The 14,031-nt window shown below is 71.0% G+C and carries 13 protein-coding genes; 9 read left to right on the top strand and 4 right to left on the bottom strand.

Features of this window, described 5'->3' with window-relative positions:
• Nucleotides 1-52: 52 nt before the first annotated feature.
• Nucleotides 53-1,765: a tetratricopeptide repeat protein gene (locus tag OHA17_RS24900; RefSeq protein WP_406508438.1), complete on the top strand. Its 1,713-nt coding sequence runs from the start codon at nt 53-55 to the stop codon at nt 1,763-1,765.
• A gap of 115 nt (nt 1,766-1,880) precedes the next feature.
• Here the strand turns inward: OHA17_RS24900 and hppD are convergent, their stop codons facing one another.
• Nucleotides 1,881-3,023, bottom strand: a complete 1,143-nt coding sequence (hppD, locus tag OHA17_RS24895) for a 4-hydroxyphenylpyruvate dioxygenase (RefSeq protein WP_053729463.1) — start codon at nt 3,021-3,023, stop codon at nt 1,881-1,883.
• A gap of 121 nt (nt 3,024-3,144) precedes the next feature.
• Between hppD and OHA17_RS24890 the strand changes: the two genes are divergently transcribed.
• The 8 genes from OHA17_RS24890 (at nt 3,145) to OHA17_RS24855 (ending at nt 9,752) form a co-directional block, all read left to right on the top strand.
• Nucleotides 3,145-3,630 (top strand): Lrp/AsnC family transcriptional regulator, encoded by a 486-nt coding sequence (locus OHA17_RS24890; RefSeq protein WP_053729462.1) that lies wholly within the window; start codon nt 3,145-3,147, stop codon nt 3,628-3,630.
• Nucleotides 3,631-3,656: 26 nt separating this feature from the next.
• Nucleotides 3,657-4,304: an ABC transporter permease gene (locus tag OHA17_RS24885; protein ID WP_398872297.1), complete on the top strand. Its 648-nt coding sequence runs from the start codon at nt 3,657-3,659 to the stop codon at nt 4,302-4,304.
• Between the two features lie 166 nt (nt 4,305-4,470).
• Nucleotides 4,471-5,673 (top strand): ABC transporter ATP-binding protein, encoded by a 1,203-nt coding sequence (locus OHA17_RS24880; RefSeq protein WP_053729500.1) that lies wholly within the window; start codon nt 4,471-4,473, stop codon nt 5,671-5,673.
• Nucleotides 5,670-6,542 (top strand): ABC transporter permease, encoded by an 873-nt coding sequence (locus OHA17_RS24875; RefSeq protein ID WP_406508437.1) that lies wholly within the window; start codon nt 5,670-5,672, stop codon nt 6,540-6,542. The genes OHA17_RS24880 and OHA17_RS24875 overlap by 4 nt, the downstream gene beginning before the upstream one ends.
• Nucleotides 6,542-7,525 carry a glycine betaine ABC transporter substrate-binding protein gene (locus tag OHA17_RS24870; RefSeq protein WP_406508436.1) on the top strand — a complete coding sequence of 328 codons (984 nt, stop codon included), beginning with the start codon at nt 6,542-6,544 and terminating at the stop codon, nt 7,523-7,525. Before OHA17_RS24875 ends, OHA17_RS24870 begins: the two co-directional genes overlap by 1 nt.
• Nucleotides 7,526-7,622: 97 nt before the next feature.
• Entirely contained in the window at nt 7,623-8,252 is a 630-nt protein-coding gene (locus OHA17_RS24865) for an ArsR/SmtB family transcription factor (protein WP_406508435.1), read from the top strand.
• A 13-nt stretch (nt 8,253-8,265) separates the two neighbouring features.
• The gene (locus tag OHA17_RS24860; RefSeq protein ID WP_406508434.1) at nt 8,266-8,445 is read left to right on the top strand and encodes a hypothetical protein; all 180 of its coding nucleotides are present in this window, start codon (nt 8,266-8,268) and stop codon (nt 8,443-8,445) included.
• Nucleotides 8,442-9,752, top strand: coding sequence for an MFS transporter (locus OHA17_RS24855; RefSeq protein ID WP_406508433.1), 1,311 nt, complete (start codon nt 8,442-8,444; stop codon nt 9,750-9,752). Before OHA17_RS24860 ends, OHA17_RS24855 begins: the two co-directional genes overlap by 4 nt.
• On the opposite strand, the gene OHA17_RS24850 is transcribed toward OHA17_RS24855, so the two are convergent.
• From OHA17_RS24850 to OHA17_RS24840, 3 genes are all read right to left on the bottom strand, one after another.
• On the bottom strand, nt 9,685-10,473 hold the full coding sequence (locus tag OHA17_RS24850) for a S16 family serine protease (RefSeq protein ID WP_406508432.1): 789 nt from the start codon (nt 10,471-10,473) through the stop codon (nt 9,685-9,687). The two genes, OHA17_RS24855 and OHA17_RS24850, sit on opposite strands and share 68 nt — an antisense overlap.
• Nucleotides 10,474-10,561: 88 nt before the next feature.
• Entirely contained in the window at nt 10,562-11,206 is a 645-nt protein-coding gene (locus OHA17_RS24845; protein WP_053729455.1) for an IclR family transcriptional regulator, read from the bottom strand.
• A 481-nt stretch (nt 11,207-11,687) separates the two neighbouring features.
• Nucleotides 11,688-13,472 carry a DEAD/DEAH box helicase gene (locus OHA17_RS24840; protein ID WP_398872311.1) on the bottom strand — a complete coding sequence of 595 codons (1,785 nt, stop codon included), beginning with the start codon at nt 13,470-13,472 and terminating at the stop codon, nt 11,688-11,690.
• Nucleotides 13,473-14,031 lie beyond the last annotated feature (559 nt).

The following is a 14,031-nucleotide window of genomic DNA, read 5'->3' as shown; positions in this document are numbered from 1 at the left end:
GGTCGGTCGGGCGGGACCGGTGCGCTCTTCCTATTGACGCACAGTGAGCGCCATGGAGATCGCGAAGACCGAACAGGATGCGGACGCGGCACGCCGGGCGGCCTGGCTGGCCGCCTCGGCCGCGGCCCAGCGGACCTCGCCGCCGTCCGGGCCGCCGCGGGCCCTGAAGCGGGCCGTCCTGGTGGCGATGGCGGCGACCGTGCTGGTCGGGGGCGTGCTGCTGATCAGGCCCGAGGGCGAGGCACCGAAGGCGCCGCCGCCCGCCCTGGGTCCGGCCGCGCGAGCCCTGACGGCGGCGGCCGCCGGGGCGCCCGCCTCGGTGGGCGATCTGACGGCGCTGATCACCGACCGGGCGGACTGGGTGCGCACCCATCCCACGGACGACGCGTCGTGGGCGGTGCTCGGCTCCGCCTATCTGGAGCGGGGCGTACGGGCCGCCGACTCCTCGTTCTACCCGCGCGCCGAGTCGGCCCTGAAGCGCTCGCTCCAGGTGCGGCCGAAGGACAACCTGGACGCCGAGATCGGTCTCGCGGCGCTCGCCGACGCCCGGCACGACTACGCCGCGGCGCGCACCCTGGCCGAGGGCGTACGCGCCCGCAAGGCCGCCCGGTGGACGCTCTACCCCCCGCTGATCGAGGCGTACAACGGGCTCGGTGACGCGAAGGCCGCGGCGAAGGCGGTGGAGCAGCTGCTCGAACTCCGGGGCGGTTCGGCCGCGTTGGCCCAGGCGGCCGAGGTCTACCGCGAGCACGGCTGGCGCGAGGACGCCTCGGCCGCCCTCGACGAGGCGGTCGGGCACGCCACGTCGCCCCTGCAGAAGGCGGCCGCGCTGGTGGCGGTGGGCGATCTCGCGTGGGAGCGGGGCGAGCCGCAGGCGGCGATCACCCACTACGACGCGGCGCTGCGCACCGATCCGAGCACGCACGCGGCGCTCGCGGGCCGGGCCCGCGCCAAGGTCGCGCTCGGCCAAAAAGCGGACGCCCAGCGCGACTACCTGGCGGCGATCGCCGTTCTGCCGCGCCCCGAATACCTCCTGGAACTGGGCGAGTTGTACGAGTCCCAGGGCCTGGACGGCGACGCGCACACCTGGTTCGAGAAGCTGCGCGAGCTCGCCGCACAAGACGGCGCCAACGGGGTGGACGACGCCTTGGTGCTCGGCCGGTTCGAGACCGACCACGGTGCCACGCACCTCGCGCTCGACCGGCTCGAAGCCGAGTGGAGGGCGCATCCGAGCGCGGCGAGCGAGGACGCGCTCGGCTGGGCGATGTACCGGTCGGGCGAGACGGAGGAGGCGCTGGTCCACGCGCGCAAGGCGACCGACTCCGGGGTGCGCGACGCCCTGTTCTCCTACCACCAGGCCATCATCGAGCGGGAGCTCGGCCAGTCGGGCGCGGCCCGCCGCCACCTCCAGGACGCGCTGCGCACCAACCCGTACTTCTCGCCGCTGCTCGCGCCGAAGGCGAAGGAGGCGCTGGCGGCGCTCGGCGAGCCGGCGGAGGGCGGCCCGAGGGACATGTACGGCTATGTGGCGGCCGCGGCCCAGGCGGGTTCGGACTCCGACTCGGGATCGGGTTCGGGTTCGGGTTCGGGCTCCGGATCCGGCTCAAGCTCGGGATCCGGCTCAGGCTCCGGCTCGGGGTCCGGCTCCAGCTCGGGCTCCGGTTCTTCCAGCGCGGGCTCCTCGTCCTCGGATTCGGGGACGAGCGCGAACTCGGGCCCGAAGCGACCGACCAAGCCGCGCAAGCCCTCGAAGCGGCGCCACTGAGTTTCGCGAGGGCGGGCGGCCGGGCGAAAAGAGTCGCGGCCCCACGGGTCAGGTCCGTGGGGCCGCAGACTGATGACGGTAACTCAATTACCGTACGAACGTGACCAGTTGCAGGTCAGAGGTTGCCGCGCTTCTCCTGCTCGCGCTCGATCGCCTCGAAGAGCGCCTTGAAGTTGCCCTTGCCGAAGCCCATCGAACCGTGCCGCTCGATCATCTCGAAGAACACGGTGGGGCGGTCCTGGACCGGCTTGGTGAAGATCTGCAGGAGGTAGCCGTCCTCGTCGCGGTCGACCAGGATCTTCAGCTCGCGCAGCGTCTCGACCGGCACCCGGGTCTCGCCGGCCCACTCGCCGAGGGTGTCGTAGTACGAGTCGGGGGTGTCCAGGAACTGCACGCCCGCGGCCCGCATGGCCTTCACCGAGGCGACGATGTCGTTGGTGGCGAGCGCGATGTGCTGGACGCCGGGGCCGCCGTAGAACTCCAGGTACTCGTCGATCTGCGACTTCTTCTTGGCGATGGCCGGCTCGTTGAGCGGGAACTTCACCTTGAGGGTGCCGTCGGCGACCACCTTCGACATGAGCGCGGAGTACTCGGTGGCGATGTCGTCGCCCACGAACTCCTTCATGTTGGTGAAGCCCATGACGTTGTTGTAGAACGCCACCCACTCGTTCATCTTGCCGAGCTCGACGTTGCCCACACAGTGGTCGATCGCCTGGAAATACCTCTTCGGGGTCTCGACCATCGGCGCGGCCTCGACGAAGCCCGGCAGGTAGGGGCCGGTGTAGCCGGAGCGCTCGACCAGGGTGTGCCGGGTCTTGCCGTACGTGGCGATCGCGGCCAGGACGACGGTGCCGTGCTCGTCGGAGACCTCGTGCGGCTCCTCCAGACCGGTGGCGCCGTGCTCGGTGGCGTACTTGTACGCGGCCCGCGCGTCCGGCACCTCGATGGCGAGGTCCACCACGCCGTCGCCGTGCTCGGCGACGTGCTCGGCGAGGAAGCGGCCGCGGTCGGTGGCGGTCTTGATGACGGAGGTGAACACGAAGCGGGCGGCGCCGCTGGTCAGCACGTAGCTGGCGGTCTCGCGGCTGCCGTTCTCCGGTCCGGAGTAGGCGACCAGCTTCATGCCGAAGGCCGTCGAGTAGTAGTGCGCGGCCTGCTTGGCGTTGCCCACGGCGAAGACGACCGCGTCCATGCCCTTCACCGGGAAGGGGTCGGCCTGCCGCGCGGATTCGGGGGTGTGGTGGATGGTCTCAGTCATGGCGGCAGAGTCCCTCGGTCCGGCAAGCTGCGCAATAGTTCGCGCTTTCACTGGTCAATCCGTACAGCGACTGGCCAGTATGGGGAGGCGTTCTGTACATGATGACCATCTGGAGGCGGCGATGTCGATCGATCATCTGGACGGGCGGCTGATCGTGCTGCTCGCGCGGGAGCCCCGGATCGGGGTCCTGGAGGCGTCGCGGCGGCTCGGGGTCGCGCGCGGCACGGTCCAGGCGCGGCTCGACCGGCTTCAGTCGAATGGAGTCATCCGGGGCTTCGGCCCGGACGTCGATCCGGCCGCGCTCGGCTACCCGGTCACCGCCTTCGCCACCCTGGAGATCAAACAGGGCCAGGGGGCGGACGTACGGGCCCATTTGACGACCGTGCCCGAGGTCCTGGAGCTTCACACGACCACCGGGCACGGCGACATGCTGTGCCGCCTGGTGGCCCGCTCCAACGCCGATCTCCAGCGTGTGATCGACCGGGTTGTCGGTTTTGATGGCATCGTCCGGGCCTCCACGGCGATCGTCATGGAGAACCCGGTCCCGCTGCGGATCATCCCGCTGGTGGAGCAGGCGGCTCAGGACTCCGTCCCCGGCGGTGCCTGACCGGGGACCGACAGGGGTGAGCGCGCGTGGGTTTCTGGGACTACTTGTCCAGCAGGCACCAGCAGCTGCTCACCGACGCCCTCCAGCACGCGAGCGCGGTGTTCCAGTGCATGGTGATCGCGACCGTGCTCGGCATCGTGATCGGCGTGGTGACGTACCGCAGCGGCTGGGCGGCGGGCCTGGCCATCACGTCCACCTCGTCGATCCTCACGATCCCCTCGCTCGCCATGATCGGTCTGCTGATCCCGCTGGTGGGCCTGGGCGTGGCGCCCACCGTCGTGACCCTGACGCTGTACGGGCTGCTTCCGATCGTCCGGAACTCGATCGTGGGCCTGCGCGGCGTCGATCCCTCGCTCGTGGACGCGGCCAAGGGCATCGGCATGTCGCGCGTCGCCCGTCTGGTGCGGGTCGAACTCCCGCTGGCCTGGCCGCCGATCCTCACCGGCATCCGGGTCTCGACGCAGATGCTGATGGGCATCGCGGCGATCGCGGCGTACGCATCGGGCCCCGGGCTCGGCAACGAGATCTTCCGCGGGATCGCCTCGCTCGGCAGCGCCAACGCCATCAACCAGGTGCTCGCGGGCACCCTCGGCATCGTGGTGCTCGCCCTGCTCTTCGACGCGGCGTACGTACTGGTCGGCCGTCTCACCATCCCGAGGGGGATCCGTGTCTGAGCGATCCGAGCACGAACGATCCGAGTACGAACGAAACGAGGGCGCTCGATCCGAGCACGAACGAGACGCGCGCGAACGATCCGCGCGCGAACGATCCGCGCGCGAACGATCCGCGCGCGAGCGGACGGAGCCCGAGCCGAGCGGCGCCGCCACCTCGGGCGCCTCCATCCAGCTGGAGAACCTCACCAAGCGGTACCCGGGCAACCCCAACCCGTCGGTGGACAGCGTCAACATGGAGATCAAGGCGGGCGAGACCGTCATCTTCGTCGGCCCGTCGGGCTGCGGGAAGTCGACCACCCTCAAGATGATCAACCGTCTGATCGAGCCGACCTCCGGCCGGATCCGGATCAACGACGAGGACGTCACCGACATCGACCCGGTGAAGCTGCGCCGCAAGGTCGGGTACGCGATCCAGTCGTCCGGGCTCTTCCCGCACATGACGGTCGCCGAGAACATCGCGCTCGTACCGAAGATGGTCGGCTGGTCCAAGTCGAAGGTGAAGGACCGGGTGGAGGAGATGCTCGACCTGGTCGGGCTCGACCCGCGCGAGTTCCACGGCCGCTATCCGCGCCAGCTCTCCGGCGGACAGCAGCAACGGGTGGGCGTGGCAAGGGCGTTGGCGGCCGACCCGCCGGTCCTGCTGATGGACGAGCCGTTCGGCGCGGTCGACCCGATCACCCGCGACCACCTCCAGGACGAGCTGATCCGCCTCCAGCACGAGCTGCACAAGACGATCGTCTTCGTCACGCACGACTTCGACGAAGCGATCAAACTGGGCGATCGAATCGCCGTTCTGCGCGAACGTTCACACATCGCTCAATTCGATACGCCCGAGGCCATCCTGACCAACCCGGCCGACGACTTCGTGTCCGGGTTCGTGGGCGCGGGCGCCGCCCTCAAGCGGCTCAACCTCACCCGCGTACGGGATGTGGAGATGGCCGAGTTCCCCACGGTCACCGTCGACGACCCGCTCCAGTCGATCTTCAACAAGCTGCGCAGCGGCCCGCACAACGAGCTGCTCATGCTGGACCGCAGGAACCGGCCCTACAAGTGGCTGCGGCGCGGCGACCTGATGCGCGCCAAGGGCTCGCTCGCGCGGGCCGGGCAGCTGGTGCACGACACGGTGACCCGGGACGCGACGCTGCACGACGCCCTGGAGGCCGTGCTCATCGACTCGGGCGGCCGGGTCGCGGTGACCGGGCGGCGCGGCGAGTACATCGGCGTCGTCGACATGGAGACGCTGATGAACTCCGTGCACGAGCTCCTGGAGGCCGACCGGCTCGCGGCCATCGAGCACCAGCACGACCTCGAAGAGCTCCGCCACCACCAGACCGAACAGGAGCTGGAGGGCGGTGCGGAGGAGTCATGACGCCCAAGAACCCTGCACCGGCCGAGCGCCCGCCCGGCGAGCACGAGGTCAAGGGGCACGCCTTCCGCGACGAGCTGACCGACGCGCTCGCCGAGCCCGAGGAGGAGGCGGGCCCGGCGCCGGGGAAGCCGGCCCGCCGGATCACCTGGCAGAAGCTGGTGTTCCTGCCGCTCGTCATCGCGGTGGTCCTGGTGATCACGTACTTCTGGATCACCAACGCCCACCTGGACTCGATCGCGAAGAACTCCCTCGACAACGGCAACGTCCAACTGCGGCTGTGGCAGCACGTGAAGCTGACCGCGATCTCCACGTTCTGGGTGCTGGTCATCGCGATCCCGCTGGGCATCGCGCTGACCCGGCGCGGGGTGAGCCGGGCGGCGCCGCTGGTCACCGCGATCGCCAACATCGGCCAGGCCACCCCGGCCATCGGCCTCCTCGCGCTCCTGGTGATCTGGCTGGGCATCGGGCCCGGCACGGCCGTCATCGGCATGGTGATCTACGCCGTGCTGCCGGTGCTGTCCAACACGGTGGCCGGCCTGAAGGCGATCGATCCGCAGCTGGTGGAGGCCTCGCGCGGCATCGGCATGTCGGCGCTCGGCACCCTCGGCAAGGTCGAACTGCCGCTCGCGGTACCGCTGATCCTCGCCGGGGTGCGCACCGCGCTCGTCCTGAACGTCGGCACCGCGACGCTCGCCACCTTCGGCGGCGGGGGCGGCCTCGGCGACCTGATCACCTCCGGCATCCAGACCCAGCGCATGCCGGTCCTGGTCCTCGGCTCGATCCTGACGGTGGCGCTCGCCCTGCTCGTGGACTGGCTGGCCTCGCTGGCCGAGGTGGCGCTGACCCCGCGCGGACTGGAGGCTCAGTGATGCGGCACCTCCGTACGGCACTGGCCGCCGCCGGGGGCAGCCTGGCGCTGCTCGCCGCGGTGTCCGGCTGCGGGCTCAAGTCCGGCTCGCCGATGGTGGACGACGTGGTGCCCGGCTCGGTCGGCAAGGGCCTGCCCCTCAAGGGGGCGTCCCTGACGGTCACTTCGAAGAACTTCAGCGAGAACATCATCCTGGGCCAGATGGTCGGCCTGGTCTTCAAGGCGGCCGGCGCCGAGGTCCTCGACCGTACGAACCTGCCCGGCTCGATCAGCGCCCGCGAGGCGATCGTGAAGGGCGACGCGGACGCGATGTACGAGTACACGGGCACGGCGTGGATCACCTATCTGGGCAACAGCAAGCCGATCGTCGACCCGCAGGCCCAGTGGCAGGCGGTGCGCGACGCCGACCTGAAGAACGGCGTGACGTGGCTCCCCCAGTCGACCCTCAACAACACCTACTCCCTCGGCATCAGCCAGGCCAACAACGCCAAGTACCACCTCAAGACGATGTCCGACGTGGCCGCCCTGTCGAAGAAGGACCCATCGGCGGTGACGATCTGCGTGGAGAACGAGTTCGCGTCCCGCGAGGACGGGCTGCCCGGCATGGAGAAGGCGTACGGGATGTCGATCCCCGCCTCCAACATCCAGAAGATGGACGCCGGGATCGTCTACACCCAGGTGTCCAAGTCCAGCTCCTGCCTGCTCGGCGAGGTGTTCACCACCGACGGCCGCATCAAGGCGATGGACCTGGCGACCCTCCAGGACGACAAGCACTTCTTCCCCAACTACAACGCGGCGCCCGAGCTGCACAGCAGGACGTACGAGAAGTACCCGGCGATCGCGGGCCTCCTCGACCCGCTCAGCGCCAGGCTCACCACGCAGGTCGCCCGGGAGCTGAACGCCAAGGTCGACGTGGAGGGCCAGGACCCGCACGACGTGGCGCTGGACTGGCTGGTGCGGGAGGGGTTCATCAAGAAGGGGTGAGCGGGCCGGCCCGGCACGACTTGCGAAGAACCCCTTGCAAAGAAGTTGATGCAAAGAAAGCGTTGCAACACTCTCTTTGCATCGCTACCTTTGGACCATGCCCGAGAGCAAGAAGCCCGACACCGAGCGGCCCCCCGGCAAGCACCCCCAGAACGCGGCCGGAGAGCGCATCCTCGACGCCCGCTCCCTGCGCGGCCTCGCCCACCCCCTGCGCATCCGGATCCTGAAGTCGCTGCGCCACGACGGCCCGGCCACCGCCTCCCAACTCGGCGAACGGCTCGGCGAGTCGAGCGGTGCGACCAGCTACCACCTGCGCCAGCTCGCCGCGCACGGCTTCGTCGAGGACGACCCGGGCCGCGGCAAGGGCCGCGAGCGCTGGTGGAAGGCGATGCACAACGGCACCTCGTTCGCCGACGACCTGCACACCAGCACCGATCCCGAGGTGCGGGGCGCGGCCAACCTGTTCCTGCACGAGATCGCGAACATCCACACCCAGGAGCTCTCGACCTGGCTCGCCACCAGGCACGACTGGCCCGAGCCCTGGTCCACCAGCGGCGACCTGAGCGACTTCACCCTCAACCTCTCCGCGGCCCAGCTGCACGAGCTCAACGAGAAGCTGCACGCGGTCGTCGAGACGTACCGCACGATCACCCCGGACGAGGCGGGCGACGCCGCCCAGGTCCGCGTCCACCTGCACTCCTTCCCGCGCTCCCACCCGTCCCACTGAAAGGACCGCCGCCATGCACAGCGACACCCACCTCGTGCTGCACCACCTGCGCGCCGCCGAGCTGGAGGCGGAGGCCCGCGCCGCGCTCCCCCGCGAGCCCCGCGCGCTGCGCACCCAACTGGGATGGATATTGGTCGAGTTGGGCCTCCACCTGACCCAGCAGCCACCGCACCGGCAAGCCCGCCTCGCATGAGCGGGCCGGGGGGACACCGCGACAGAAGGCCGCTCGCGGCCGTACTGGCCGCCAACGCCGTTTCGGCGAGCGGCAGTTCACTCACCCTGATCGGGGTGCCGTGGTTCGTCCTTGAGACCACCGGCAGCGCGGGCCGGGCCGGGGTCGTCGCCTTCTGCGCGACGCTGCCGATCGTGGTCTCGGCCCTGATCGGCGGCCCGGTCATCGACCGCGTCGGCCGCCGCCGGGTCTCGGTCGGCTCCGACGTCGTCTGCGGGCTCGCGGTCGCCGCGATCCCGCTCCTGCACCGCACCGGGCTCCTCGCATTCTGGCTGCTGTGCGCCCTGATGGCGCTCGGCGGCCTCGCCCACACCCCGGGCGTCACCGCCCGCTACGTCCTCCTGCCGGACCTCGCCCGCCAGTCCGGTACGACCCTGGCGCGCGCGGCCAGCGTGTACGACGCCGTCTCGCGCGGCGCCCGGATGACCGGCGCGGCCCTGGCCGGCGTGCTCATCGCGCTGACCGGCGCCGGCAACGTACTCCTCGTCGACGGCGCGACCTTCGCCGTCTCGGCGGTGCTCGTCGCCGTCGGCCTGCGCGACGTCCGCGCGGCCCGCCCCCGGCGCGACGCGCCACCGGTCTCGGCGCGCACCTACAAGGCCGAACTCCGCGAGGGATACGGCTACTTGGCGCGCACCCGGCTGCTGCTCGCGGTGGTCACGATGGTGATGCTGATGAACGGCACCGACCAGGGCTGGAACGCCGTGCTGCTCCCCGTCCACGCCGAGCAGGAACTCGGCGGCGCGACCCAACTCGGCCTGCTCGCCGCCCTGTTCGGGGCGGGTGGCCTGTCGGGTGCGCTCCTGTACGGCGTGGTCGGCCACCGCCTCTCGCGCCGTACGGTCTTCACGGTCTGCGTGCTGCTGTGCGGGGCGCCCCGGTACGCGGTCGCCGCGCTGACCGGCAGCACGCTGCCGCTGGCCGTCACGATGCTGATCGCCGGGCTCGCGAGCGGCGCGCTCAACCCGATCCTGACGACGGTGATCTACGAAAAGGTGCCGGACGAGCTGCGCAGCCGGGTCGCCGGGGTGCTCACGGCGGGCTGCGAACTGGCGATGCCGCTCGGCGGGCTCGCGGCCGGCTTCCTCGTGGAGGCGGCCGGGGTGCGCGGCGCGCTGCTCGCGGTCGGCGGGGTCTACCTGCTCGCCACGCTGAGCCCGCTGGTCCTCCCGGCCTGGCAGGACATGGACGCGGGCGCCGTCAGCAGGACGGAACCGGGGCGCCCTTCTGCAACGCCTGGAGCGCGGACACCGCACCCTTCAGCGTAGTGACGGGGATCAGGCGCAGCCCCTTGGGCAGTTCGGCCTGTGCGTCCGAGCACTCCGCCTTCGGCACGAGGAAGACGGTCGCCCCGTCCCGGGCCGCGGCCTGCGTCTTGAGCGCGACCCCGCCGACCGCGCCGACGTCACCGCCGCCGGTGATCGTCCCCGTACCGGCGATGTTGCGGCCGCCGGTGAGGTCGCCGCCGGAGCCGTTGCCGTTCAGCTTGTCGATGATGCCGAGGGTGAAGAGCAGCCCGGCGCTCGGGCCGCCGACGTCGGCGAGGTGCAGATCGACCTTGACCTTGTCGGGGCTGAGGCCGAGATGGCCGAGGGCCGCGACCGTCGCGGAGTCCTGCGACTGCTTCATCTCCGCCTGGTTGTGCGCGGAGATCTCCTTCTCGCTGCCGCCGCCCGGATAGACCGAGTCGCGGGGCATCACGGCCCGGTCGGTGCGGAACCAGCCGTCGACGACGTCGGAGATGCCGACGTCCGCGTTGGGCCCGGTCGCCACGATGGTGGTCATCCGCAGCTGCCCGCTGGTGGGGCGGGTGGGCGCGCCGGAGATGGTGATCACCGGCTTGCCCTCGTCGTCGCCCAGGACGTTCGCGGTCGGCCCCGGCTGCGCCACCGCGAACGGCAGCGGCGCGAAGCAGGCGACGGCGAGCAGCGCCACGACCGGAGCGGCGCCGATGGCGAGGTTACGGAGGCGGGGGTGACGAGTGAGCACGGCTCCAATCTATCCGTACGCACCCGGCCGCCCGGGGCACGGGCCCGGGCGGGGCCGGGCGGCGGCCGCACCGGCTCGCGGCTCCGGCTCAGCGCAGGGCGTCGGAGACCTCCCTGGCCGCGTCCACGACCCGGGGCCCGACCCGCTCGGGTACGGCGTCGGCGAGCATCACCACGCCGACGCTCCCCTCTATCCCGGTGACCCCGACGAGCGGCGCCGCGGCCCCGCTCGCGCCGGCCTCCAGCTCGCCGTGGGTGAGGGTGAAGCCGGGCTCGGCGAGGCCCCCGGCCTGGCGGGCGGCGAGGATCGCCCGGCCGGCCGCGCCCTTGTCCAGGGGGTGGCGGAACCCGGCCCGGTAGGCGACGTGGTAGTCGGTCCAGGTCGGCTCGACCACGGCGACCGCGAGCGCGTCCGAACCGTCGACGAGGGTGAGGTGGGCGGTCGCGCCTATGTCCTCGGCGAGCGAGCGCAGCGCGGGCAGCGCGGCCTCGCGGACCAGCGGATGCACCTGACGGCCCAGGCGCAGCACCCCGAGCCCGACCCGGGCGCGGCCGCCCAGATCACGTCGTACAAGGGCGTGCTGCTCCAGGGTCGCGAGCAGGCGGTAGACGACCGTGCGGTTGACGCCGAGTTTGTTGGACAACTCGGTGACCGTCAGACCGTGGTCGGTGTCGGCGAGCAGCTTGAGGACGCGTAGTCCCCGGTCGAGCGTCTGGGAGGTCTCCGCGGTCACGACACCCACTCCTTAAGTGGTGAGTCGCGGCGGCACTCTCCGTGGTTCGCGGCACCGGTCCCATCGGCATCGCGCGCAGAGCCCGCCGGCGAGGCCAAGGCACCGGCTGCGCTCCGAGGCGACGCTGCCACGGGGCGTTTGCATGGCCGGGACAGTAGCGAGCGGACACCGCTCAGCGGAAGACCTCGTCCAGAATCCGGGCGCGAGCAGAATTCCGCGCCCCATGGAATGGGCGAACCGACCCCAACGGATGGACAAATAATGCCCATGGGCGACGAATTTGATCCCCGTTCGCTCAGATTCGGGACCTAAGTCCGTCTTAGCGAGGACCTTGGGCGACCGGAATGGATTTACCGGGACATTACTGTGGCAGTCGTCCGAGGGGCGTCCGTGGGGGCCGGTCCTCGCACGCATCCCGTACCCATGGGATCGAACGGGGCCCGGCATCGCACGCCGGGCCCCGTTCGCCGTGTTGCGCCCGCTACTTCATGCGGGTCGCCCACTCCTGGACCTTCTTGATCCGCTCGCGGAGCTGGCCGGCCGTGGCCTCGGCGCTCGGCGGGCCGCCGCACACCCGGCGCAGCTCGGTGTGGATGACGCCGTGCGGCTTGCCGCTCTGGTGGACGTACGCGCCGACCATCGTGTTCAGCGACTTGCGGAGTTCGAGCAACTCCTTGTGCGAGACGACGGGGCGCCGCTCGGCGGGCATTTCGAGCAGATCGGCCTGCTCGGCCGGCTTCTGGCGGCTGTGCGCGATCTGCCGGGCCTGCCGCTTCTGCAGCAGCATCTGCACCTGGTCCGGTTCGAGGAGCCCGGGAATGCCGAGATAGTCCTGCTCCTCCTCGCTTCCCGGGTGGGCCTGCATGCCGAATTCGGCGCCGTTGTACATGACCCGGTCGAACACGGCATCCGATTCGAGGGCCTCGAAGGGGAGCATGTCGTCCCCGGTGTCCTCGTCCTGCTGCTTGTTCGCGTCGTCCATTTCCTGTTCGGACTCGGCGTACGGGTCTTCTTCCTCGCCGTCCTTCTTCGGCTTGTCGAGCACGTGGTCGCGCTCGACCTCCATCTCATTGGCGAAGCCGAGGAGCATCGGAATGGTGGGCAGGAAAACGGAAGCGGTCTCGCCGCGCCGCCTCGACCGCACGAAACGGCCGACTGCCTGGGCGAAGAAGAGGGGGGTGGAAATGGTGGTGGCGTACACGCCGACGGCCAGGCGCGGCACGTCGACGCCTTCCGACACCATGCGGACGGCGACCATCCACCGGGAGTCGCCCTCGCTGAACTCGTCGATCCGCTTGGAGGCGCCGGTGTCGTCGGAGAGCACGACGGTGGCCTTGGTGCCGGTGATCTCGCGGATCAGCTTGGCGTAGGCGCGGGCGGAATCCTGATCGGAGGCGATGACGAGCGCCCCGGCGTCCGGGATGGCCTTCCTCACTTCGGTCAACCGCTGGTCGGCGGCGCGCAGCACATTGGGCATCCAGTCGCCGCGGGCGTCGAGCGCGGTGCGCCAGGCCTGCGAGATGGCGTCCTTGGTCATGGGCTCGCCGAGCCGGGCGGCGATCTCGTCACCGGCCTTGGTGCGCCAGCGCATGTTGCCGCTGTAGCTCATGAATATGACGGGCCGCACGACTCCGTCGGCGAGCGCGTTGCCGTATCCGTACGTGTAGTCGGCGGAGGACCGGCGGATGCCGTCGTTCCCCTCCTCGTACGTGACGAAGGGGATGGGGTTGGTGTCGGACCGGAAGGGCGTACCGGTGAGCGCGAGCCGCCGGGTGGCGGGGTCAAAGGCTTCAAGGCAAGCCTCACCCCAGGACTTCGAGTCACCGGCGTGGTGAATCTCATCCAGAATCACCAGGGTCTTGCGCTGCTCGCAGCGGTTGCGGTGCAGCATGGGGCGCACGCCGACACCGGCGTAGGTGACGGCGACGCCGTGGTACTCGCGGCTCAGCGGCCCGGCGCTGTAGTCCGGGTCGAGCTTGATGCCGACCCGGGCCGCCGCGTCCGCCCACTGCTTCTTGAGGTGCTCGGTCGGCGCGACGACGGTGATCTGCTGGACCACGTGGTGGTGCAGCAGCCACGACGCGAGCGTCAGCGCGAAGGTCGTCTTGCCGGCGCCGGGCGTCGCGACGGCGAGGAAGTCGCGCGGCTGCTCCTGGACATACCTCTCCAGGGCACCCTGCTGCCAGGCACGCAGCTTGTTGGCGGTGCCCCAGGGGGCGCGGCCGGGGAAGGCGGGTGAGAGGTGGTGGGAGGCGGTAGTAGTCACGGTCTCCGGTTCGAGGCTCTCGGTTGTACGGGGTCAGGGGCATCCGGGGCGGGCCCGGGGGGCTGCTTCGGGGCTGGGCTCGGCTCCGTCCGGCTCAGCACCGGCTGGCTTTGGGCTGGGGCTGAACTCCGTCCGGCTCGGCGGGCCCGGGCGGGTCCGGACACCGGCTCTTACGTACGACAACCGGGCCACCTTACCGGCGCGGGCCGGCGGACCCCGGCGGAATGCCTCCCGGCGGGGCGGGGTTGAGACCCGCCTCACAGCGGGGGGGTGGGGGGGCGCCCCGGGGTTCGCCCACCCGCCCACCCGTACGCGCGGGGTTGCACGGCCCAGGCCTCCTGGGGCTCCGCCCCAGACCCCGGGGACGCTTGCCCACCCTCCCGCCCGTGACGGGGGTGGGGAGGGCTGAGCCCTGGGGCTGCGCCCCAGACCCCCCGCGGGGACTTCGTCCCCTGCACCCCTTCCGGGGGCTCCGCCCCCGGACCCCCGTTCGCGCCTGCACGGCGCTCGTCCTCAAACTCCCCCAAGGCCTTAAGGGCCAGGGGGACCCCCATGACCG

The sequence above is a fragment of the Streptomyces sp. NBC_00212 genome (assembly GCF_045206365.1).
GTDB lineage: Bacteria > Actinomycetota > Actinomycetes > Streptomycetales > Streptomycetaceae > Streptomyces.
The sequence above is the reverse complement of the archived record's forward strand: the minus strand, read 5'-3'. Positions and strand labels throughout refer to the sequence as shown.

Excerpts from the sequence above, each read along its gene's own strand:
- OHA17_RS24900 (WP_406508438.1), top strand. The coding sequence starts at position 53 with ATGGAGATCGCGAAGACCGAACAGGATGCGGACGCGGCACGCCGGGCG.
- OHA17_RS24890 (WP_053729462.1), top strand. The coding sequence starts at position 3,145 with ATGTCGATCGATCATCTGGACGGGCGGCTGATCGTGCTGCTCGCGCGG.
- OHA17_RS24860 (WP_406508434.1), top strand. The coding sequence starts at position 8,266 with ATGCACAGCGACACCCACCTCGTGCTGCACCACCTGCGCGCCGCCGAG.
- OHA17_RS24875 (WP_406508437.1), top strand. The coding sequence starts at position 5,670 with ATGACGCCCAAGAACCCTGCACCGGCCGAGCGCCCGCCCGGCGAGCAC.
- OHA17_RS24870 (WP_406508436.1), top strand. The coding sequence starts at position 6,542 with ATGCGGCACCTCCGTACGGCACTGGCCGCCGCCGGGGGCAGCCTGGCG.
- OHA17_RS24855 (WP_406508433.1), top strand. The coding sequence starts at position 8,442 with ATGAGCGGGCCGGGGGGACACCGCGACAGAAGGCCGCTCGCGGCCGTA.
- hppD (WP_053729463.1), bottom strand. The coding sequence starts at position 3,023 with ATGACTGAGACCATCCACCACACCCCCGAATCCGCGCGGCAGGCCGAC.
- OHA17_RS24865 (WP_406508435.1), top strand. The coding sequence starts at position 7,623 with ATGCCCGAGAGCAAGAAGCCCGACACCGAGCGGCCCCCCGGCAAGCAC.